Here is a 19,846-nt window from a genome sequence, read left to right on the forward strand (position 1 = left end):
CCTGCGGCACCACAGACCGGGGAACGGGGATAGGGGCATATGAAGCGGCCTGCACGCTCGGACCCTGGAAGCCCGTCTGCGCTGTCGTCGCCCCCTGCTGCTGCGCCTGCTGCCTTACCAGTGTATGCTCCGCAATCTGAATGGCCCGTTTGACCATATTCCCCGCATCCTTGGTCCGGATCCCGCCCCAGCCCTCGCGTTCTACCGTCTCATAGAACCCGAGATCCTTTGCCAGCTCATACTTGAACTCTTCCGACATCACGCCTCTGCGGTTTCTGCGCCCCATTCTCGCTGCCTCCTCTGGATGTAACGTGTCGTGGTGTAGTATGCGATAGTATGCGCCTTCCGCTCAGGGATGATGCACCCGATCATGCAACCTTTAACTTGTGTACGCCGTCCAATATATAGTAGACTCCGAAGCTGTGTGCAAGCCGGCATTCGACAAAGAAATACCCGCTTCGCATCATGAGAGACGGCAATAAAAACGGCCGCCCGCTTCAACCCCGGACAGCCGCGTATGTAATAGGTTACTGTTCTATCGTAATTCGCACTTCGCCATCATCGCTATGTACCGTCACTTCAACGGATTCCGTCAATATGTCCGCATAGCTGTAGGAGACTCGCTTGAAGGCGTTCTGCTCTTGATCCAGCTTCACAATAAATACGGAAGGGTAGGTTTCCTCCAATACACCGGATCTTTCGATTGTCTTACGGCGACCGCCATTCGCTCTTAACATAATCTTTTGTCCGACATGAGGTTCCAAACTGCGTTTGATATCCAACAGCGAATTTTTAGCCATTGACTACTACCACCTCTTTCCTTGATCGATTATAACGCAACTGTAGTAGTATGTCAATTTAAGGCGAATATTATATCAGCCATCCAAAACAGTTGTCAACGGTTAATTTCCTTTTTATCCAAAATTTTATCCAAAGAAAAAAAGCACCTTTCGGCGCTTATTTTTGAGTCAGATAGGGAATCCGGGGCACACCTCTTCGGTAGCTGCCGCGGGATTCAATGCCGCCCAGCCCCTCCAGCCCACTGTGGGTCAGCCCAATGACATCGACAATATTCACCGTCTCCCGGATCGGCGTGAAGGCCACCTTGGCCGCGACGCAAAGCGGGTCCAGCGCATGAATGAGCACCCGGCCCGGCGAGGAGGCAAAATTGGCTCCGGCCTGCAGAAGCGCTTCAAAGTGGGATTGGCAGGCGCCGGCAATGATCGTCAGGGCATCCCGGCTCTTCTCATACTGCCGCGCGGCCCGTACCGCTTTGACGAAATTATGCGAGTTCTTGTACGAGGACAGCTGCGAGATATCGCCTGGCGAGCGCTGTTTCAGAATGCCGTCGTGTCCTGTGACGACCACGATATCGGGCTGCACCTGCGGAAGCAGACGGTACAGCGCATCGGCCATATTGGCCTCCGCTACATAGTAGCCTTCGGCCGGTACCCGCAGTTCGCCGTACAATGTCATGCATTTGCGCAGATAATTCGGATCACCGTCGAGGTGAAGCACCTTGCCGGGCAGCTCGAAATAGGCCGCTGAAGGTGCAGCGGGAGCTTGGGCAGGCCAGGGGCCTCCAGGCGCAGCGGCAGAAGCCTGGGTCGCCTGCGTGCGCCGCATGGCTTCCATCCATTTGGGATGGTCCGGGATCGTATATTGAAAAGGGTCGAACTGCGGGGCCGCCTCCAAATCCTGCAGCGGCGCATCGGCCAGCAGCCTCATCTCCACTCCGCGCAGTACGGCTACCTGCTGCCTGATCTCATGAATTTTGAACACAATGTCCCCGCCGTAGGATCTGCGTGTGACCAGGTCTCCCTGTCTCATCATGGCTGCATCGCCTCCTCGTCTATCCTATGGCGGCAATGGGCATTTGGTGCAGGTCGGCACGGATCACCCGGAGGCGGGTGCAGGATAAGTCAAGGGAGTTGGGTCTTAAGACTTCTGCAGATACGCTCTGAGGTGGCTCGACAGTACGGCGTACTCCTGCATAGACAGCGTCTCGCCCCGGCGGGAAGGTTCGATCCCAGCTTCCCGCAGGAGGCCTTCCAGCTCTCCCTTGGTCTCTTTCGTGAAATACTTCGCGGAGAGGTTATTATAGATCGTCTTGCGCCGCTGCACGAAGCTCGCTTGAATGACGTCGAAGAAGAAATCCTCATCTTCGACGTCCACCGGGGGCTGCTGGCGGACCTTCAGCTTAATAACGGCGGAATCCACGTTCGGCTGCGGAATGAACACCGTATGCGGCACAATAGCCACGATCTCCGGCTCACAGTAGTACTGCACGGCAATGCTGAGGGAGCCGTACTCCTTCCCTCCCGGCCCGGCAGCCATCCGCTCGGCCACTTCCTTCTGGATCATGACCACGATGTTCTCCAGCGGCAGCTTCTCCTCAAGCAGCTTCATGATGATCGGGGTGGTCACATAATACGGCAGATTGGCCACGACGCTGACACCCGAGCATTCCGAGAAGTGTTCCTTGAACAGGTCGCTTAAGGAAACCTGCAGCACGTCCCCGTGGATTACGGAAGCATGCGGGTAAGGAGCCAGCGTCTCCTTCAGCAGCGGCAGCAGCCGCTGGTCGATCTCCACAGCGGTTACCCGGCCGGCAGCTTTGGCCAGCTGCTGTGTAAGGGCGCCGATCCCCGGCCCGATCTCGAGAGCCCCCTTGGTCTTATCGAGCTCGGCGGCCCCCACAATCTTGTTCAGGACATTCGTGTCGATAAGAAAGTTCTGCCCCAGGCTCTTCTTCAGCTTGAAGCCATGGCGCTTGAGCAGATCGTTGGTCCTCTTCGGCGATGCAATATCTTCAGCCCCTGCGGGCACTGTTATCTGTTGGTCATTCATGAGCTTGTCCCTCCAGTGCGTCCAGCTCGCGCCGGGCTTCATCAAATTCTTCCCGGGATATCCGGAACATCCGGCAGCGGTTGTAGAACTGCTTGCCGTTGCAGTAGCCGATGCCAAGGCGGTTGCCCATGACCAGCCTGCGCGCAGCAGCCTGCGGGTGCACGATCAGACCCGCTTCCATCAGATCCTCCATCGTGACCTCGGATTCCGAGGCTCCACCGTCCGTGCGTACAGCGGCCAGCGCCTGGCGAATCGCCTCGGGAGAAGCATTCTCCACGCCGATGTCTCCCCTGCTTGTCGCCGCCTCCTGCGTCAGGAACGCATGCTTGCACCCCGGGACCTCCCGGGTGATGATCTTGCGGATCCGCTCTCCCGCGTGATCCGGATCCGTGAACACAATCACGCCCCGCCGCTCCTGAGCAAGACGGATGCGCCGGATCGTATCCTTATTGATGGCGGAGCCGCCGGTCTCGATCGTCTCCGCCTCCACCGCCCGCTTGATCGCTACGGTGTCGTCCTTGCCTTCCACTACGATGATTTCCTTAATCATAACCCAATCGGTCCTTCTTTCGCCAGAAAAGAGAAAAAGAAGAGGAACACGCCTCTTCTTTATCCGTTCTATATAATGAGTCTACCCACATTGCATGCCCTTAATCGGCCGTTGGCTTTTTCGGACCGATGACGTATACCGTGTAACCGCGTTTGGAACCGAAGCGGATTGCATAATCGCTGCTCTCGAAATAAACGTCGATGTGGTTGCCCTTCACCGCGCTACCGGTGTCTTCCGCCCGGCGGAAACCGAGCCCCTCGATATATACCCACCAGCCGATTGGAATGACTTTGGGATCCACTGCAATGGTGCGACCTTCCGTTACTCTCGTACCCGAAGATGTCAGACCGTACGCCGGATGACTGCTGCTTTTTCCCGTAGAAGCAACGCCAGCCGTATAAGCGGTCATTTTGACATTGTTAAGAACCTGCTTATATCCGAATGTAATACCGTTCTTGGTGACTTCATCCATGTTGGGAGTTGTTGAAGATAAGACCACAACCGGATTCTTCGTCCCGACGGCAACGATCTTTTGTACACTTTGTGTCTGCACCTGCTGGTCTACGACCTGCTCATTCACGAGCTTGCCGTCTTCGAATACTTTCTCCGTCTTCTTGAGCAGGACACCTTCCTGCCCCTCCTGAATCACTTGCTCTTTGCCTTTCAGCAGCTGCGGTTCGTTTTGTTTCACAGTCTCAAACGCGATCGGTTCTTTGACTTCTTCGACTTCTTTCTTCACGCGGACCACCTGGATCCCCGTACCATCTATGATCTCCGCATCCAGCGCGGGAGTTACCTTGTCTAGTTCGCCCAGCTCTATATGTAAATCCGCCAGTGCGCCCTTCACCGTCTTCCCTGTGGTATAAACGGTTGATGTCTCTCCGTCTGCTGTCAACTGCACCGGTTTCGCCTTCTCAATCGTGATCCGATCTCCTGACTTTACCTTTGCGCCAAGCGAATGTGACAATCGGTCATATTCGCCGACAGCGATGCCTTGCTCATCCAGTATGCGCTGTAGAATACCCTGCCGGGTCTGGAACGTCTGTTCGACGCCGTCTACAACAAGCGATACGCGTTTGGTCGACGTACCGTACAACATCAATAAGAACATGAAAGTCATAGCGAATGAAATGAGTGCAATGATCGATATCATACGCAAGTTTTCATGCTTCCATCGCAATGCGAAGGACATGCTGGATGATCGTCTTACATGGGTTTGTTCGTGATTCACAACGCCCACTTGTTCGGTCCTCCTTAAAGCCTCGCCACCCGAGTGTTATGCATGATTTCCATCTGACGCGACTATGGTAAATTTGTTAAACCCCATTACCAACGTTTGCTGTTTCAGCCATCAGAACCGGACTTGCTCTGAACGTCCACCTCCTTCAAGGTTATGGTTTTGGCTACGAATCCTAGTCTCCTTACGGGAGAACCCCGGATACAGGCGCCGTCCCTACGGACGGTTCCGCCCCGCTTTTTTTGGCGGGCCGCAGGCAGAGCTTCAGGGCTCCCCTTTTTTGGCCACACAAAAAAAGTCAGCGGAGAAGAGGAACCTTCCCGTGACTTTTCATTTTGGGTAAAATGAAATAATAGCTCACGACAATGTGTTACCTCTCTCATGGCGCTTACGAGGTTAGCTGACGGATTCGGGCTTGAGAGCAGCCCTACCTGAGACACAATGTAGCAAGGCGCAGGCTTCTGCGCTTTTGTGTAGCATTGCGGCCAAGGATTCACCCCTTAAAAAACACCCCGGTGCCTGAACGGTTCGGCCAGACAACTGTGGGTGCGGTTCCCCCGTTTCCCTTTCGGAAACTCAGCGATGTTGGAAATTTGGTAATCGTATGAAGTTAATATTGAGTTTACGATGGGAAGCAGGAAGTTGTAAAGTAGCCAAACTTTGAAAAAAAGGACGGTTTCCGGCCGATTTTTACTTTTTTCATTCAAACCGGAATCCAAATCCCTCTTTCTCTTCGTCTGACGCACGATTACCCCATTATTTCTCCGATTATCTCGTTTGTGAATAAAAATGGGCTGTCCCCTTCAGGCTAAAAACCTACTTGAAACCGAAAAGAACGGACGCATTCCGGCTCGTAATCTCCGCTAATTCTTCGAGAGAAATCCCTTTAATCTCAGCCGCCGTCTCGGCCACCAGACGAACATACGAGGACTCATTGCGCTTCCCGCGGTACGGATGAGGAGCCAGATAAGGCGCGTCCGTTTCGATCAGAAGACGATCAAGCGGGACCTTCTCCAGCACCTCTTTGGGCTGTCTGGCGTTCTTAAAGGTCACCGGGCCCCCGAAGGAAATATAGAAATTCATATCCAGGCACATCTTGGCCGTCTCCCAGCTGCCGGAGAAGCAGTGCATGACGCCGCCCACCTCGGAGGCCTTCTCTTCCCGGAGGGTCTGCACCACATCATGATGCGCGTCACGGTTATGGATGACGATCGGCAGGCCCACTTTGCGTGCGAGGCGGATCTGTTCGCGGAACACCCGGTCCTGGACATCCTTAGGGGACGTGTCCCAATGATAGTCAAGCCCGATCTCCCCGATGGCGACCACCTTCGGATGTCCGCAGAGTGACTCGATCCACTCGAGGTCCTGCGGCGTCATGTCTTTGGCATCCACCGGGTGCCAGCCTACCGTGGAATAGATCCAGTCATACTGCTCAGCCAGCGCAATCGAGCTTGGGATCGTCTCGCGGTTAAATCCGACATTGACGATTCGACGGATTCCGCTGGCTCTTGCGCGCTCAATCACTTCCTGTCGATCTTCATCGAAAGCTTCCGCATTCAAATGGGCATGTGTGTCAATCAGCATGATATCATCCTCCGTGTCTTCCTACTATAAGGATAAGCGTCAGGGTACGCGCCCTGACAAGTCAGTATGCGCCAATTACAGCTGAAGCAGCCGACGCAGGTCCGCGTCGAGCTCGGCCCCATGGTTCAAAGTAAATTCCGCCGGGTAATACAGATGGTATTTTCCCATGTGTATGCCGCTGATCGAACGTACGATCTCCGATTTACGCGAGATTTCGGTCAGGGTTTCCTTCGGGTCCAGGAGCAGGATAGGCAGCTTCTCATCCTCCTCGCCCGGCCGGTAGATATCATAGGACAAATCGGAAGGGAAATCGATCTCCACATAATAAGCCGGATCGATCCCGACGCGTTTCATCTCGCCGCGCAGTTTGTCGAGCAGTCCCGTATCGATCCGGTCCAAAGTCACGTATTTGAACAGGCGGCGTTCCAGGAATCGGGAGCAAAGATCAGACAGGATCGCGTCTTCTTCGTAGGTCCACTGCATGAAGACGGTCTGCATGAACGCTTCATCGAGCAGATGGTACTCCTCTACGGTGAGCTTCTGTTCGAACAGCCCTAATAGCGGAGGCAGCAGGAACCGGAATCGGTACTGCTCCTCATACAGCTGCTTGGCCCTTTGGAAGATCTTATGAAGCACAATCTCTGCACTGCGGGTTACCGGATGGAAGTAGACCTGCCAGTACATCTGATATCGTGACATGAGGTAATCTTCCACGGCATGCATCCCGCTCTCCTTCACCACAATATGGCCTTGGTAAGGACGCATGACGCGAAGAATACGCTCCAGATCGAAGGTGCCGTAATTCACCCCGGTGTAATAGGCATCGCGGAGCAGATAATCCATCCGGTCGGCATCCAGCTGTGAAGAAACCAGACTGACGACGATCTCCCTGTTATAGGTTTTGGCTATGACATCAGCAACCTTCTGCGGAAAATCGGGAGCGACCTGGCGCAGCACCTGATTGACTTCCGTATCCCCCAGTACGATCCGGCAGGACCACGCTTCATGATGGGTGCCGAAGGTCTTTTCGATGGAATGGGAGAATGGACCGTGGCCGACATCATGCAGCAGGGCCGCACATAGGCAGAGAAGACGCTCATGGCGCGGCCAGTCCTCATATTGGTTGCGTTCGAACTGCGAGATGATCTTGCGTGTAACTTCATATACGCCGAGCGAATGGGAGAACCGGCTGTGCTCCGCGCCATGGAAGGTAAGGAAGCAGGTCCCGAGCTGCCGGACTCGTCTCAGCCGCTGAAATTCGCGGGTGTTGATGAGATCCCAGATCGTCTGATCTTGAACATAGATATATTTGTGAACCGGATCTTTGAATACCTTCTCTTCTTGTAAGGGATTGACCATATGCTTCCTCCTGGGAACGCGGATTAAAAATTTTCTTGAATGATTTCGACAGCTACCCACCCAAACGGTCACAATATTGTCGAACAGTGTCACATATAGCCATTCTTCTCCGGATTATTCTATTATCCAGTTTTTTCATGCTCCAGAAATCCCTTCCTCCCCTTTCGGGGCTCTCGCTCAGAAAGGGGATTAAACGACGCTTTTATAGGAATTTTTTAACTGATTAACCAACATTTCAAAGGCTATTATCCCAGAATATAACAGTATATTCTTGCATTTTCTAGTTGACTATTTTGGGAATGGTTGGTATCATAAGGATAAAGATTATGTCGAAACATGGCGATTAATTTTCATCCCGCTGATCCATACTTTTTATACTTCTTGAGAGGGGCCTTTTATATGATGAAATCCACTGGTATCGTTAGAAAAGTAGATGAACTGGGTCGCGTGGTCATTCCAATCGAACTCCGCAGAACGCTTGGCATCGGAGAGAAAGACGCTCTGGAAATTTACGTGGACGGCGAGCGCATCATGCTCAAAAAATACGAGCCCGCATGTATCTTCTGCGGTAATGCTGAGAATGTATCTTATTTTAAAGGGAAAATTGTTTGCCACGAATGCATCTCGGAGATGCCAATACCTGTGACAAAATAAAGAAAATAGGTTATAATGAAATCAGCAGCACTCACTTCTGGTAATTCTAACCTTTTTTATATCTCCTCTATTCCCCGATCCCTTGGATTCGGGGAACTTTTTTTGTCCCACCCCCAGCTTCCTTCACTTTCCGCACATTCTCTCTCAACATAAGCAGCCCCGCCAGCTCTCAGGTCATATTCATCGGTTTTGCTCCGGCCGACAGCAAGCCCTTCCGCTTTCCGGCCGTTAGGCAGCATGCTGTTCCTGCCGTATCCTTCGCCAAAGAACAAATGTTCGCTGCGGTCTTATGTCCTTATTCTCTTGCATACTCTGTATGGATTGCCCCTATGTACCCTATCTTACCACACTTGGCTGCTTTTATTGGCATGCCGCCCATTTTCTATACCGAACAAAAAAGACCCGATCGTTCGTTGAGCCGAACAATCGGGAAGGACTAGCCTTGATGCAGCAGATTGTACAGCTCCCGTTTGGGAACCCCCCGGTCCTGCGCCGCACGGCGAAGGGCCTCTTTATGATCGAATCCTTCCGCTTCATAGCGGGCCACATGGTCCGCGGGCGCCAGATCCGCCCACCAGGCTCCTTCCAGCGCCGCTGTTTCGGAAGCCGAGGCGCCGTGCAGCACCAACACGTACTCTCCCTGTGGCGGATGCTCCTCCAGATAGTCCAGGCACTCGCGCAGGGTACCGCGCACGGCTTCCTCGTAGCGCTTGGTCAGCTCGCGCACCAGAGCGATCTGCCGCTCTTCGCCCAGCACCTCGGCCATAGCGGTTAGGGTCTTGATCACGCGATGCGGGGATTCATAGCAGATGAAGGTGGCCGGTTCGCCCTTCAGTGCTCCAAGCTCCCGCTCCAGCGGCTTGCGGTCTCTCGGCAGAAAGCCGCCGAAGAGGAAGCGATCCGTAGGCAGGCCCGACATGATGAGCGCGGACAGCGCCGCGTTCGCCCCGGGAACCGGCACGACGTCGATGCCGGCCTCAATGGCCAGCCGGACCAGATCCGCTCCCGGATCGCAGATCGCCGGCAGGCCTGCATCGCTGACCAGCGCGATGGAATCCCCACCCTGTATGAGCCGGATCAGCTCCGGTCCGCTGGCCTGCTTGTTATGCTCGTGATAGGAGACGAGCCTCGTGCTGATCTCGAAGTGGGTCAGCAGCTTGCGGGTCTGCCGGGTATCTTCTGCTGCGATCCACTGCACCTCACCCAGGATCCTTACCGCCCGGTAGGTCATATCCTCGAGGTTTCCGATCGGCGTACCGACCAGATACAGCTTTCCCCTGCTGCTCCCAGGGTCTCCATAGCTTTTTTGGATGTTCATCTTCACCGGTTCCTTCTATTATAATAGAGGCTCTTCCGCTCTTGTCCTTGTGACATCGGCCAGGGCATCACGTCGTGCATAATAGACGTCCATGAGTTCTTCCGTATACTCGGTACTGCTTTTATAAACGATAAGCGGAGGCAGCATTCGTACTTCCGGCTTGCCGTCCCGCATCCCCTCGATTAGCACCATGTTGGACTCCGCCTCAGCCCGGGGATGAACGAAACGAATTCGTTTGGGTTCCACCCGATACTGCCTCATCAGCGTGCAAATGTCAACCAGCCGGCTCGGCCGGTGTACCATACTGAGCTTCCCCCCGCTCTTCAGCAGCCGGGCTCCTGCACGGACCACATCCTCCAGCGTACAGTGGACCTCATGTCTTGCAGCCGCTACATGCTCGTTGATATTTTGTTCACCGTTCGGAATCGGCAGGTATGGCGGGTTTACCGTCACAAGATCGAACTGCCCGCCGGGAAGCAGGCTCTGCGGTTCGCGAAGATCCCCCCGGAGCATGGTGATCCGTTCCCCCAGCCCATTGAGCTTCACATTTCTTTGAGCCATGTCGGCCAATCGTTCCTGAATTTCGATACCCGTGATGTGAGCCTTCGTCCGCGTGGTCAGCAGCAGCGGGATGACTCCGTTACCCGAGCACAGATCTGCCACGAGCCCGCGTACGGGAGCAGAGCAGAAGCGGGCCAGAAGCACCGCATCCAGCGAGAAGCTGAAGACTTCATCACTTTGGATAATTCGAAGGTCATGTGTCAGCAGATCGTCAATCCTCTCCTGCTCATGGAGGGGTACAGCATGTAGTGAAGCGTCGTTCAAGGGTCTTCCCTCTTTCTTTATCTCTGGGTTTCTTTGCTTCGGTTCTATTCCAAAAAAACCGTAGAGAAGTTTCCCTCCCTACGGCCTTCCTTTATTTATTCAAGAATGACATACAGAACAGGCAGTCGCCTTCCGTGCGCAGATGTCCGTAATATACGTTGCAGATATGAAAGCCTTCATGATAGATCCGCGCCAGGTTGTCATAGCCTTCCCCTGTCGGCTCTTTGCCGGGAAGCGTTATACTGCCGCTGCCCACGGGCTGAAGAACCGGATGCAGCGGCTCCGCATCTTTCTTGAGCAGTTTACGCAGCTGTCCGTTCTCGATGCTGAGCCGCTTGTTCTCTTCAATCAGCTCGATAATCTGCTGCTTGATCTGGCCGAGCTCCACATAGAGCGTTCCCATCTGTTCTTCCATCTGCTCAATCTGAACAAAGATATCTCGTTTATCCACGCTTTCCATCACCTCAAGCCGCAGAAGCATCAAGCCCCGTTCCTTTAGTGCTGCTCCACCACATCGTCCAAAGGAAGATCCATCACTTTCTTCAAATCGAACACCTGCACTTTGGCCGTACGGTCCGACACATTGAGGGAGATCAGCCGCCCGTTGCCGAACGAAGTCACGACCTCACTGCCGACGCGCGGTAGATCGTCCTTGGCACTTTCGTAGTTATCATGCTCATATTTCAAACAGCACATCAACCGGCCGCAGAGACCGGAGATCTTAGTCGGGTTGAGCGACAGGTTCTGATCCTTCGCCATCTTGATGGATACGGGCTCAAAATCCCCGAGGAAGGACGAACAGCACAGAATCCGTCCGCAAGGTCCGATCCCGCCAAGCATCTTGGCTTCATCCCGGACCCCGATCTGCCGAAGCTCGATCCTTGTCCGGAAGATGCTCGCCAGGTCCTTGACAAGCTCGCGAAAATCGACCCGGCCTTCCGCCGTAAAATAAAAAATGATTTTGTTGCGGTCAAATGTATACTCAACGTCAACGAGCTTCATGCGAAGCTGATGATCCTTAATCTTATCCTGACAAATCGCAAACGCATTCTTAGCCGCCTGCTTGTTATCCTCTACAAGCTGTGCATCCTGCTGATCCGCTACTCGAATGACCTTCTTCAGCGGCAGCACAACGTCCGATTCGCCGACAGTCCGCCGTCCGATGACGACTTTGCCGTATTCGACGCCTCTTGCGGTTTCGACGATAACCGCGCTGTCCTGCTCGACCGGAAGCTCACTCGGATCGAAGTAATAAATCTTGCCCGCTTTCTTAAAGCGGACACCCACTACAGAAAACAAACCTACACCCCCTTGAGACGCAGTAGTATATTTTCAAGCGCTAACTGGGGATTGGCATGAAACCGCAGACGCTTTTGCGTCTCTATCGCCTGTTCAAGACAAGCGATCCAATGATCTATCGGATACGACAGCGCCTGCTGCGTCATCCAATCCATACCGTCCGTGTATATGATATCATCCCTGCCGCCCAGACACAGCTGTACCATGTCCTTCAGCCATAGGATGAGCATGTCCATAAACTGCGGAAGCTGTTCGGAAAACTCTCCCTTCGCCAGCTTCTGCTGAGCGGTTAACAAAGCGGAAGGCAGACGGGTCAAGCTTTCTTTAGCTAATTGTATCACTAGGTTTCGCAGTTCTGCAAACCCATTTGTTTGAATGAGTGCTCTTGCAGCCTCGGTTCCGGCGGCCATATGCACCGCGATTTGAACCAACACCGGAGAGTGACCTTCCGCCAGAAGCTTCTCCTTCATCTGTCCTCTCCCCATAGGCAGGAACGAAATCCACTGCGAACGGGAACGGATCGTCGGAAGCAGGGCTTGTCCGTTATCGGTGATAAGAACCGCGACCACTTGAGACGTAGGCTCCTCAAGAAACTTCAGAAGCGAGTTCGACGCCTGTACGGTCATCTTGTCGGCTTGTTCCAGCACATACATCTTGGTTCCTGATGCCGATGCCCGGTAGGCGAACTGCTTCTGCAGGTCCCGGATCTGCTCAATCTTGATCGAGCTTCCCTCGGGGATAATCCAGTGAAGATCCGGATGGTTCCCGTGCTCCACCTTCCGGCAGTCGAGGCATTCGCCACAGGCGTCGTCCGGCAGCACTTTGCAGTAGATCGCCTGAGCGAAGGCCTTGGCCATTTCTCTGCGTCCGGTTCCACCTGGTCCGGTAAAGATATAAGCGTGTGACACTTTGTCGCTGCGAAGACTGTTCTGCAGCACCTGTTTAACCCGATCCTGCCCCTGTATCGATCGAAAAGACATAATCGCCCTCGAATTCCTTTCTATTCTTGCCGGCACAACATCTGCTGCTCTCTCTAAAAAAACAAATTAATCAGCATCCCGCGAATATCGCCGATCCGCTGCAGCAGATCGATGTGTCCCTGCTCGCTTTCGAGCAGTTCATCGGCAAGCCCCAGCAGCCCCTGATCGATCTCCTCGAGCAGCTTGTACCGTTTGGTACGACCCCGACGGTCCCAGCCCTGCGTATCGCGCAGCTGCACGCCGCGCCGGGCCGTTTCCTCGAGGAACTGCTTGATCATCATCCGGTACTGCCGCAGCTCCCGCACCGTCATCGATTTGGCGAGCCGCTGGCCCTGCAGATCAATCTGCTGCAGCATGCGCTGAAGCTCTTCCCGGGTTGCTTTTACATCCTGCTGCTGCATCATGTCAGAGAACGACTTTTGCTGCAGCGGCTGGGAAGACGTTGTCTCGTTTCTGATCAGATCTTTGCCGGCAGGACGCCAACCCGGGTTGATTTTCATCAGAGCTCTACCCCTTTTCTAGAAATGCTCGAAACGCTCGACCGGCAGTACGAATACGGCTGCCCCGCCGACTTGAACCTCTACCGGGAAGGGAATATAGGAATCCGTCGTTCCGCCCATCGGCGAAACCGGAGTCACCATCTGTTCCCGGACCTTGCAGTTGGACTTGATCACCTGCAGCACTTCCTGGACACGTTCATCATCCGTACCGATCATGAACGTTGTATTGCCAGCCCGGAGGAATCCCCCCGTACTCGCCAGCTTCGTCGCCCGAAAGCCCTCTTTGACGAGCGCATTCGACAGACGGTTGCTGTCTTTATCCTGTACCACGGCTACGACCAATTTCATCATACCAGCCTCCTCTGCGATTCGGAGTGAGGGATTACGCCTTACACCTATATAATTAGACAAGACTCCAACAGATTCCTTCCTATATATAGGCTGTTTTTTCCGCTCTGCGTTATTATACTCGCCCACCCAGTTTTTGGTTCAGCAGAATTCGAATTTGTTCCAGCACTTCCGGCAGCGCCGATTCGGCATCAATGCGCACCATTCGCTCCGGGTAACGTTCCAGCAGCTGAAGATACCCTTCCCGGACCTTCTTGTGGAACTCCAGTTTTTCAAGATCGAGACGGTTCAATTCACGGCTTGTATCCGCTTGTATACGAGCCAATCCGACTTCCGGACTCACGTCCATATAGAGGGTAAGGTCCGGCATCCAGCCTTCTATGGCAAAAGCATTCACTGCCAGCACCTCATCCATCCCGAGGCCCCGGGCATGTCCCTGATAAGCCAGCGAGCTGTCGATGAAGCGGTCACATACGACGACCTGGCCGGCCTGCAGAGCCGGTATCACTCTCTGGGTGAGATGCTGCCGCCGCGCCGCGGCATAGAGCAGCGCCTCTGTCCGGCTGTCCATCTCTGTGTGGCTGCGGTCCAGGATGAGCTCCCGGATCTTCTCGGCAATCGGAATGCCTCCGGGCTCTCTCGTAGAGACGACCGTTCCTCCCAGGTCGGCAACAGCCTGGACGATCGCTCCGATCGCCGATGTTTTCCCCGCCCCTTCTCCACCTTCTACCGTAACAAAATAACCTCTTCTGTCCATACTGTCCCCTGTTCTCTGCTTAAACATCAGCATAATGATGAAAAAGAACCTACTCGTCCCACACGGGCACCGTGCCCGTGGCGGCCACATCGTGTCCGTGAAAACGGCAGCCCACCCTCGCCAGTTCCACCAGATACGTCTGCTGCTCTATGGTAATGCGTTCTCCCGGATATAAGAATGGAATGCCCGGAGGATAGGGTACGATCATCTGGGCGACCCGGTATCCGGCACAGGCGGATAGGGGGATGATCAGGTGTGCCTTGTCCCCATGAAGGGCATTCTCCCAATCGAGGCTGATCGGCTCCGAAACGACGTCCCATTCGGTTCGCTCTGGGATGGGCTGCCCGATGGGAGGCCTGCCCGATTCGTGCTCTTCAACCGCAATATTCTTCAGCGCTGTAATGAGGGCTGTTATGTCCTCCTGCGTTGTGCCAAGCCCCAAGGCCAGCAGAACATGCCGGGGATCCGCCAGCTCGGCATAAACTCCGCGTCCCTCCAGCAGTTCCTTCAGCTGGAATCCACCGAGGCTTCCCGTGCTGTCGGACAGCACTAGCTTCAGGGGGTCCTGATGGCCTCCTAGAGCAGGGTTCGCACGGCTTACCGTCCATCTTTCCTGCGACTTCAGGTAAGTACTGAACTGCCCTGCCGCCTGCAGCACGGCTTCTATCCGCTCCCTACCGGAGACAGCCATCAGTCGCCGGGTCCAATCCAAACTTCCGAGGATCGGATAGGACGGACTTGAGCTTTGCAGCATCGCCAGTGCTCTTCTTACTGCATCGCGGCGTATTCGGGAGCCTTGGAGGTGCAGCATGGCCCCCATGGTCATCGCAGTCAGCATCTTATGCGACGATTGCACCACGGCATCAGCCCCGGCTGCCAGCGCCGAAGAAGGCACCTGCTCATGAAATCCAAAATGCGCTCCATGCGCTTCATCCACGAGCAGCAGCTTCCCCTGCTCATGCAGCAGTTCAGCCAGTGGTGTAAGGTCTCTGCTTACCCCATAATAGGAAGGGTTCGTAATCAGCAGCCCCTTTGCCTCCGGGTAGCGCTCTAATGCTGCTTCCACCGTGTCGGGATGAACTCCATGACTGAGCCCCGTTTCCTCATCCCATAGGGGAGTCAGGAACACCGCCCTTGCCCCGGCCAGCATGAGCCCATGAAGCACGGATTTATGGGCATCCCTCTGCACCAGCAGCAGGTCTCCCTTGCGGCAGGAAGCGGCGATCATGGCCATGTTGCCGACAGTGCTTCCCCCTATGAGAAAGAAGGTCTCCTCGGCCCCAAAGCATTCTGCGGCCAGCCGCTGTGCTTCCTGTATCGCTTCTTCCGGATGGTGCAGGTCGTCCAGCCCTGGGATTTCCGTCAGATCAAGCGAGAGCACATCTTTATAGTAATCAACCGCAGCGGGATCCAGCCCGGCTCCTGATTTGTGTCCCGGGACATGAAAGCTCCGTGCCCCCGAGCGCTGATGAGCTGTTAACTTCTCCAGCAGCGGAGCCCCAAGCTGCAGATTCGGTTGCATAATGGTTAAACCTCCAAACGGTAATACCCTATTGTACCAAACAAAAAAGCCCGCTTCCATCCCCTAAGGAGAAACCGGACTAGATCCTATCTGGTGTCTTACGCATTCTTTTTATATAAAATTTGCTTCATCTGATGAATGAAGAAAGGATATTTGGCATCGCTCACATCGGTTCTGACCATTTCACTTTCGCAATCTTCGCAAATGAACTCTGAAATAATCATGATGCCTTCCTCTTTGTCTTGCCCACAGATGATACAGGACTGTGTGTAGGGTTGATGCTGCAGTGAATCGCCCATATCGCTTCACCTCTATTCCTTTTTCTACCAGTATATCCGAATCTCTTAAGTATTAAACCGCCTCTAAGCTATAATTATGAAACTAGAGCAGGTCCTGTGCAGATCCCGCTCAAATAAATCGTGCATTTTGCCGATAAGATGTAAGGGAGTGTCCTATTTTGTCGGTCTGTGGAGGATGGCCTTTTGAACAACAACCGCAAAGCCGTATCTCAAAACTCTACGATTTACACGTATCGTCTATTGCAAAGGGTACACTATCAACCTTACTATTTTTACATTTACACCGCAATAGGAATAGGAGCGGCCGCTTACAGCCTGCTTCATCTGAGCCCTTTGCAGTTCATGGGGGGGATGATCGGGGTTCCGCTGGTCCACTTCTTTTTCCTTCTGCTTATGCTGCATACCAAGGAAAAGAGAGCGGCCAAGACTTGGCGTTGGTATGCCGGCTGGCCCTGGATTGGCTATGCCCCCAGCGGGTACCTCTCCCTGTCCAGACTGCGCCGTCTTCACAGGCAGCTGTTCTGGGTCCTTCTGCTGCTCGCGGGATGTCTCTATCCTTGGCTGCCGCTCCCGCTGCTTGCCTTTTTGGGCGGCTATCATTTGTATCTTCTGTTCCCGAGGTTATTTCTACTCTGGCGTTTTCGCCAGCACAAGGAACACGGCTATGTCATCATTAATGAAAAGGACACTTCCTGCTATGCTCAATAGCGGAAGTGTCCTTTTTCCTATGCTGCCTCAGGGACCTACTGCTTGACGACAAAATAAGTCGGTACTAGCAAGGAGACCAAAACCCAGGAGCACGCAATAATTGTCCTGGCTGTATTTGAACCATTGTTCATGCGAATCCCCCTCTTACAACGGTGGGTTCCCTTCTTGGCGGCGGCCAACCACCTTTTCATTCTCCCCTGATTCATCCCTAACTATGTGAGTTCTGCTCCTTACGCCTAAACCAAAAGAGCCCCTTTGGACACATGGTCCAAAAGGGCTCTTCGCTCGCTTGGCGACGTTCTACTCTCCCAGGACCCTGCGGTCCAAGTACCATCGACGCTGGAAGGCTTAACGTTCGTGTTCGGGATGGGTACGCGTGGTTCCCTTCCGCCATCATCACCAAACGGTTTGTGTATCGGCCAGGATACACGATCATGCTTATTCAAGGCAGCTTGTACCTTGAAAACTGGAAACGAAACAGAGCGCTCGGGCATATCTTTTTGCGCTCCGTTATGCTTCGCATAAAGGTCGCTTTCAAAAAGATATCTCCTCGCTCACTAGCTAGCTGCAGCTCTTATGTTTCATTACTGTTTGGGGTCCCCGCAAAGTACTTGAATCGGCTTCGTCAGCTTCTTCACTTTGTGGGGATTACTTGGATAAGCCCTCGACCGATTAGTATTCGTCAGCTCCACACGTTGCCGCGCTTCCACCCCGAACCTATCAACCTCGTCGTCTACAAGGGGTCTTACTAATTGGGAAATCTCATCTTGAGGGGGGCTTCACGCTTAGATGCTTTCAGCGCTTATCCCTTCCGTACTTGGCTATCCAGCCGTGCTCCTGGCGGAACAACTGGTACACCAGCGGTACGTCCATCCCGGTCCTCTCGTACTAAGGACAGCTCCTCTCAAATTTCCTGCGCCCGCGACAGATAGGGACCGAACTGTCTCACGACGTTCTGAACCCAGCTCGCGTACCGCTTTAATGGGCGAACAGCCCAACCCTTGGGACCTACTTCAGCCCCAGGATGCGATGAGCCGACATCGAGGTGCCAAACCTCCCCGTCGATGTGGACTCTTGGGGGAGATAAGCCTGTTATCCCCAGGGTAGCTTTTATCCGTTGAGCGATGGCCCTTCCATTCGGTACCACCGGATCACTAAGCCCGACTTTCGTCCCTGCTCGACCTGTTTGTCTCGCAGTCAAGCTCCCTTATGCCTTTGCACTCTTCGAATGATTTCCAACCATTCTGAGGGAACCTTGGGGCGCCTCCGTTACGCTTTAGGAGGCGACCGCCCCAGTCAAACTGCCCACCTGACACTGTCCCCGCACCGGATCACGGTACCAGGTTAGAACTCCGATACGATCAGGGTGGTATCCCAACGGCGCCTCCACCCAAGCTGGCGCTCAGGCTTCTCAGGCTCCCACCTATCCTGTACAGATCGTACCAAAGTCCAATATCAAGCTGCAGTAAAGCTCCATGGGGTCTTTCCGTCTTGTCGCGGGTAACCTGCATCTTCACAGGTATTAAAATTTCACCGGATCTCTCGTCGAGACAGCGCCCAAGTCGTTACGCCATTCGTGCGGGTCAGAATTTACCTGACAAGGAATTTCGCTACCTTAGGACCGTTATAGTTACGGCCGCCGTTTACTGGGGCTTCGGTTCACAGCTTCGGGTTACCCCTAACCGCTCCCCTTAACCTTCCAGCACCGGGCAGGCGTCAGCCCGTATACTTCGCCTTGCGGCTTCGCACAGACCTGTGTTTTTGCTAAACAGTCGCTTGGGCCTTTTCACTGCGGCCCCCTCGGGCTATTCACCCTACCGAGGCACCCCTTCTCCCGAAGTTACGGGGTCATTTTGCCGAGTTCCTTAACGAGAGTTCTTCCGCGCGCCTTAGCATGCTCTGCTCGCCTACCTGTGTCGGTTTGCGGTACGGGCACCTTCTCCCTGGCTAGAGGCTTTTCTTGGCAGCCTGAACTCATGACCTTCGGTACTTAAGTTTCCCTCCCCATCACAGCTCAGCCTTATCGATGTGCGGATTTGCCTGCACATCAGCCTCACTGCTTGGACGAGCATCCATCAGCTCGCGTCACTATCCTTCTGCGTCACCCCATCGCTCATAACGGTTCACGGTGGTACAGGAATTTCAACCTGTTGTCCTTCGACTACGCCTTTCGGCCTCGCCTTAGGTCCCGACTTACCCTGAGCGGACGAGCCTTCCTCAGGAACCCTTAGGCTTTCGGCGGATCAGATTCTCACTGATCTTTTCGTTACTCATACCGGCATTCTCACTTGTATGCAGTCCAGCTGTCCTCACGATCAACCTTCAACCCGCATACAACGCTCCCCTACCCCAGGATATCATAGATATCTAGTCATAGCTTCGGTGGTGTGTTTAGCCCCGTTACATTTTCGGCGCAGAGTCACTCGACCAGTGAGCTATTACGCACTCTTTCAATGGTGGCTGCTTCTAAGCCAACATCCTGGTTGTCTGTGCAACTCCACATCCTTTCCCACTTAACACACACTTGGGGACCTTAGCTGATGATCTGGGCTGTTTCCCTCTTGACAATGGATCTTAGCACTCACTGTCTGACTCCCGGGCATCACGTTTGCGGCATTCAGAGTTTGACTGGACTTGGTAACCCTTGGCGGGCCCCGCACCCAATCAGTGCTTTACCTCCGCAACGCTAACCCGAGGCTAGCCCTAAAGCTATTTCGGGGAGAACCAGCTATCTCCGAGTTCGATTGGAATTTCTCCGCTACCCCCACCTCATCCCCGAATTTTTCAACATTCGTGGGTTCGGGCCTCCAGTGCGTGTTACCGCACCTTCACCCTGGACAGGGGTAGATCACACGGTTTCGGGTCTACGTCCACGTACTCATTCGCCCTATTCAGACTCGCTTTCGCTGCGGCTGCGGCTTCTCACCTTAACCTCGCACGGGAACGTAACTCGCCGGTTCATTCTACAAAAGGCACGCCATCACTCATTAACGAGCTCTGACTTCTTGTAAGCACACGGTTTCAGGTTCTTTTTCACTCCGCTCCCGCGGTTCTTT

19 protein-coding genes, 2 rRNA genes, 1 pseudogene and 1 riboswitch (1 of these 23 running past the window's edge) are annotated in these 19,846 nt (G+C 54.1%); of the genes and pseudogenes, 2 read left to right on the plus strand and 20 right to left on the minus strand.

Features of this window, described 5'->3' with window-relative positions:
* Window positions 1–109: 109 nt before the first annotated feature.
* The 8 genes and pseudogenes from ACP26L_RS34205 to ACP26L_RS34240 form a co-directional block, all read right to left on the minus strand.
* Window positions 110–286 (minus strand): annotated as a pseudogene (locus tag ACP26L_RS34205) (small, acid-soluble spore protein, alpha/beta type); the annotation flags it as partial.
* A gap of 241 nt (window positions 287–527) precedes the next feature.
* Complete coding sequence (gene veg, locus ACP26L_RS34210; protein WP_013921246.1) at window positions 528–800, minus strand: biofilm formation stimulator Veg; 273 nt, start codon at window positions 798–800, stop codon at window positions 528–530.
* A 157-nt stretch (window positions 801–957) separates the two neighbouring features.
* Window positions 958–1,830: a sporulation peptidase YabG gene (gene yabG, locus ACP26L_RS34215; RefSeq protein WP_426455212.1), complete on the minus strand. Its 873-nt coding sequence runs from the start codon at window positions 1,828–1,830 to the stop codon at window positions 958–960.
* Between the two features lie 108 nt (window positions 1,831–1,938).
* On the minus strand, window positions 1,939–2,850 hold the full coding sequence (gene rsmA, locus ACP26L_RS34220) for a 16S rRNA (adenine(1518)-N(6)/adenine(1519)-N(6))-dimethyltransferase RsmA (protein ID WP_426450017.1): 912 nt from the start codon (window positions 2,848–2,850) through the stop codon (window positions 1,939–1,941).
* On the minus strand, window positions 2,843–3,400 hold the full coding sequence (rnmV, locus tag ACP26L_RS34225) for a ribonuclease M5 (protein WP_426450019.1): 558 nt from the start codon (window positions 3,398–3,400) through the stop codon (window positions 2,843–2,845). Before rnmV ends, rsmA begins: the two co-directional genes overlap by 8 nt.
* Window positions 3,401–3,500: 100 nt before the next feature.
* Window positions 3,501–4,640, minus strand: a complete 1,140-nt coding sequence (locus ACP26L_RS34230) for a ubiquitin-like domain-containing protein (protein WP_426450021.1) — start codon at window positions 4,638–4,640, stop codon at window positions 3,501–3,503.
* Window positions 4,641–5,006: 366 nt separating this feature from the next.
* Window positions 5,007–5,229, minus strand: a riboswitch (cyclic di-AMP (ydaO/yuaA leader).
* A gap of 224 nt (window positions 5,230–5,453) precedes the next feature.
* Window positions 5,454–6,221 carry a TatD family hydrolase gene (locus ACP26L_RS34235; protein ID WP_426450023.1) on the minus strand — a complete coding sequence of 256 codons (768 nt, stop codon included), beginning with the start codon at window positions 6,219–6,221 and terminating at the stop codon, window positions 5,454–5,456.
* Between the two features lie 75 nt (window positions 6,222–6,296).
* Entirely contained in the window at window positions 6,297–7,580 is a 1,284-nt protein-coding gene (locus tag ACP26L_RS34240; protein ID WP_426450024.1) for an HD domain-containing protein, read from the minus strand.
* Between the two features lie 399 nt (window positions 7,581–7,979).
* On the opposite strand from ACP26L_RS34240, the gene ACP26L_RS34245 reads away from it, so the two are divergent.
* Window positions 7,980–8,234 carry an AbrB/MazE/SpoVT family DNA-binding domain-containing protein gene (locus ACP26L_RS34245; RefSeq protein WP_013921256.1) on the plus strand — a complete coding sequence of 85 codons (255 nt, stop codon included), beginning with the start codon at window positions 7,980–7,982 and terminating at the stop codon, window positions 8,232–8,234.
* 436 nt (window positions 8,235–8,670) lie between these two features.
* Here ACP26L_RS34245 and rsmI read toward each other — a convergent pair whose 3' ends face one another.
* The 10 genes from rsmI to ACP26L_RS34295 form a co-directional block, all read right to left on the minus strand.
* On the minus strand, window positions 8,671–9,552 hold the full coding sequence (rsmI, locus tag ACP26L_RS34250; RefSeq protein ID WP_426450025.1) for a 16S rRNA (cytidine(1402)-2'-O)-methyltransferase: 882 nt from the start codon (window positions 9,550–9,552) through the stop codon (window positions 8,671–8,673).
* Between the two features lie 18 nt (window positions 9,553–9,570).
* Window positions 9,571–10,377 (minus strand): tRNA1(Val) (adenine(37)-N6)-methyltransferase, encoded by an 807-nt coding sequence (locus tag ACP26L_RS34255; protein WP_426450027.1) that lies wholly within the window; start codon window positions 10,375–10,377, stop codon window positions 9,571–9,573.
* A 91-nt stretch (window positions 10,378–10,468) separates the two neighbouring features.
* Window positions 10,469–10,828, minus strand: a complete 360-nt coding sequence (gene yabA / locus ACP26L_RS34260; RefSeq protein ID WP_426450029.1) for a DNA replication initiation control protein YabA — start codon at window positions 10,826–10,828, stop codon at window positions 10,469–10,471.
* 44 nt (window positions 10,829–10,872) lie between these two features.
* A complete protein-coding gene (locus tag ACP26L_RS34265) occupies window positions 10,873–11,676 on the minus strand; it encodes a PSP1 domain-containing protein (RefSeq protein WP_426450030.1) in 804 nt (267 codons plus the stop codon).
* 2 nt (window positions 11,677–11,678) lie between these two features.
* Window positions 11,679–12,656 (minus strand): DNA polymerase III subunit delta', encoded by a 978-nt coding sequence (gene holB / locus ACP26L_RS34270; RefSeq protein WP_426450031.1) that lies wholly within the window; start codon window positions 12,654–12,656, stop codon window positions 11,679–11,681.
* Window positions 12,657–12,709: 53 nt separating this feature from the next.
* Complete coding sequence (locus tag ACP26L_RS34275; protein WP_426450032.1) at window positions 12,710–13,156, minus strand: YaaR family protein; 447 nt, start codon at window positions 13,154–13,156, stop codon at window positions 12,710–12,712.
* 18 nt (window positions 13,157–13,174) lie between these two features.
* Window positions 13,175–13,504 (minus strand): cyclic-di-AMP receptor, encoded by a 330-nt coding sequence (locus ACP26L_RS34280; RefSeq protein WP_426450033.1) that lies wholly within the window; start codon window positions 13,502–13,504, stop codon window positions 13,175–13,177.
* Between the two features lie 115 nt (window positions 13,505–13,619).
* Entirely contained in the window at window positions 13,620–14,261 is a 642-nt protein-coding gene (gene tmk / locus ACP26L_RS34285; RefSeq protein WP_426450034.1) for a dTMP kinase, read from the minus strand.
* Between the two features lie 49 nt (window positions 14,262–14,310).
* Window positions 14,311–15,783, minus strand: a complete 1,473-nt coding sequence (locus ACP26L_RS34290; RefSeq protein WP_426450035.1) for an aminotransferase class I/II-fold pyridoxal phosphate-dependent enzyme — start codon at window positions 15,781–15,783, stop codon at window positions 14,311–14,313.
* 98 nt (window positions 15,784–15,881) lie between these two features.
* Entirely contained in the window at window positions 15,882–16,082 is a 201-nt protein-coding gene (locus ACP26L_RS34295) for a sigma factor G inhibitor Gin (RefSeq protein WP_014372602.1), read from the minus strand.
* A 333-nt stretch (window positions 16,083–16,415) separates the two neighbouring features.
* On the opposite strand from ACP26L_RS34295, the gene ACP26L_RS34300 reads away from it, so the two are divergent.
* Window positions 16,416–16,790, plus strand: a complete 375-nt coding sequence (locus tag ACP26L_RS34300; RefSeq protein ID WP_426450036.1) for a hypothetical protein — start codon at window positions 16,416–16,418, stop codon at window positions 16,788–16,790.
* Window positions 16,791–17,077: 287 nt separating this feature from the next.
* Here ACP26L_RS34300 and rrf read toward each other — a convergent pair.
* Together rrf and ACP26L_RS34310 are read right to left on the minus strand one after the other, a co-directional pair.
* Window positions 17,078–17,194, minus strand: a 5S ribosomal RNA gene (rrf, locus tag ACP26L_RS34305).
* A 248-nt stretch (window positions 17,195–17,442) separates the two neighbouring features.
* Window positions 17,443–19,846 (minus strand): 23S ribosomal RNA (locus ACP26L_RS34310) (it continues 518 nt past the right edge of the window).

The organism is Paenibacillus sp. S-38, from assembly GCF_049942825.1.
Classification (GTDB): Bacteria; Bacillota; Bacilli; order Paenibacillales; family NBRC-103111; genus Paenibacillus_G.

What these genes read in the sequence shown, in the direction of transcription:
- ACP26L_RS34240 (WP_426450024.1), bottom strand. Translation starts at nt 7,580, where the DNA reads ATGGTCAATCCCTTACAAGAAGAGAAGGTATTCAAAGATCCGGTTCAC.
- ACP26L_RS34280 (WP_426450033.1), bottom strand. Translation starts at nt 13,504, where the DNA reads ATGAAATTGGTCGTAGCCGTGGTACAGGATAAAGACAGCAACCGTCTG.
- ACP26L_RS34295 (WP_014372602.1), bottom strand. Translation starts at nt 16,082, where the DNA reads ATGGGCGATTCACTGCAGCATCAACCCTACACACAGTCCTGTATCATC.
- rsmA (WP_426450017.1), bottom strand. Translation starts at nt 2,850, where the DNA reads ATGAATGACCAACAGATAACAGTGCCCGCAGGGGCTGAAGATATTGCA.
- holB (WP_426450031.1), bottom strand. Translation starts at nt 12,656, where the DNA reads ATGTCTTTTCGATCGATACAGGGGCAGGATCGGGTTAAACAGGTGCTG.
- rnmV (WP_426450019.1), bottom strand. Translation starts at nt 3,400, where the DNA reads ATGATTAAGGAAATCATCGTAGTGGAAGGCAAGGACGACACCGTAGCG.
- yabG (WP_426455212.1), bottom strand. Translation starts at nt 1,830, where the DNA reads ATGAGACAGGGAGACCTGGTCACACGCAGATCCTACGGCGGGGACATT.
- ACP26L_RS34275 (WP_426450032.1), bottom strand. Translation starts at nt 13,156, where the DNA reads ATGAAAATCAACCCGGGTTGGCGTCCTGCCGGCAAAGATCTGATCAGA.
- rsmI (WP_426450025.1), bottom strand. Translation starts at nt 9,552, where the DNA reads ATGAACATCCAAAAAAGCTATGGAGACCCTGGGAGCAGCAGGGGAAAG.
- ACP26L_RS34245 (WP_013921256.1), top strand. Translation starts at nt 7,980, where the DNA reads ATGATGAAATCCACTGGTATCGTTAGAAAAGTAGATGAACTGGGTCGC.
- tmk (WP_426450034.1), bottom strand. Translation starts at nt 14,261, where the DNA reads ATGGACAGAAGAGGTTATTTTGTTACGGTAGAAGGTGGAGAAGGGGCG.
- ACP26L_RS34235 (WP_426450023.1), bottom strand. Translation starts at nt 6,221, where the DNA reads ATGCTGATTGACACACATGCCCATTTGAATGCGGAAGCTTTCGATGAA.
- veg (WP_013921246.1), bottom strand. Translation starts at nt 800, where the DNA reads ATGGCTAAAAATTCGCTGTTGGATATCAAACGCAGTTTGGAACCTCAT.
- ACP26L_RS34290 (WP_426450035.1), bottom strand. Translation starts at nt 15,783, where the DNA reads ATGCAACCGAATCTGCAGCTTGGGGCTCCGCTGCTGGAGAAGTTAACA.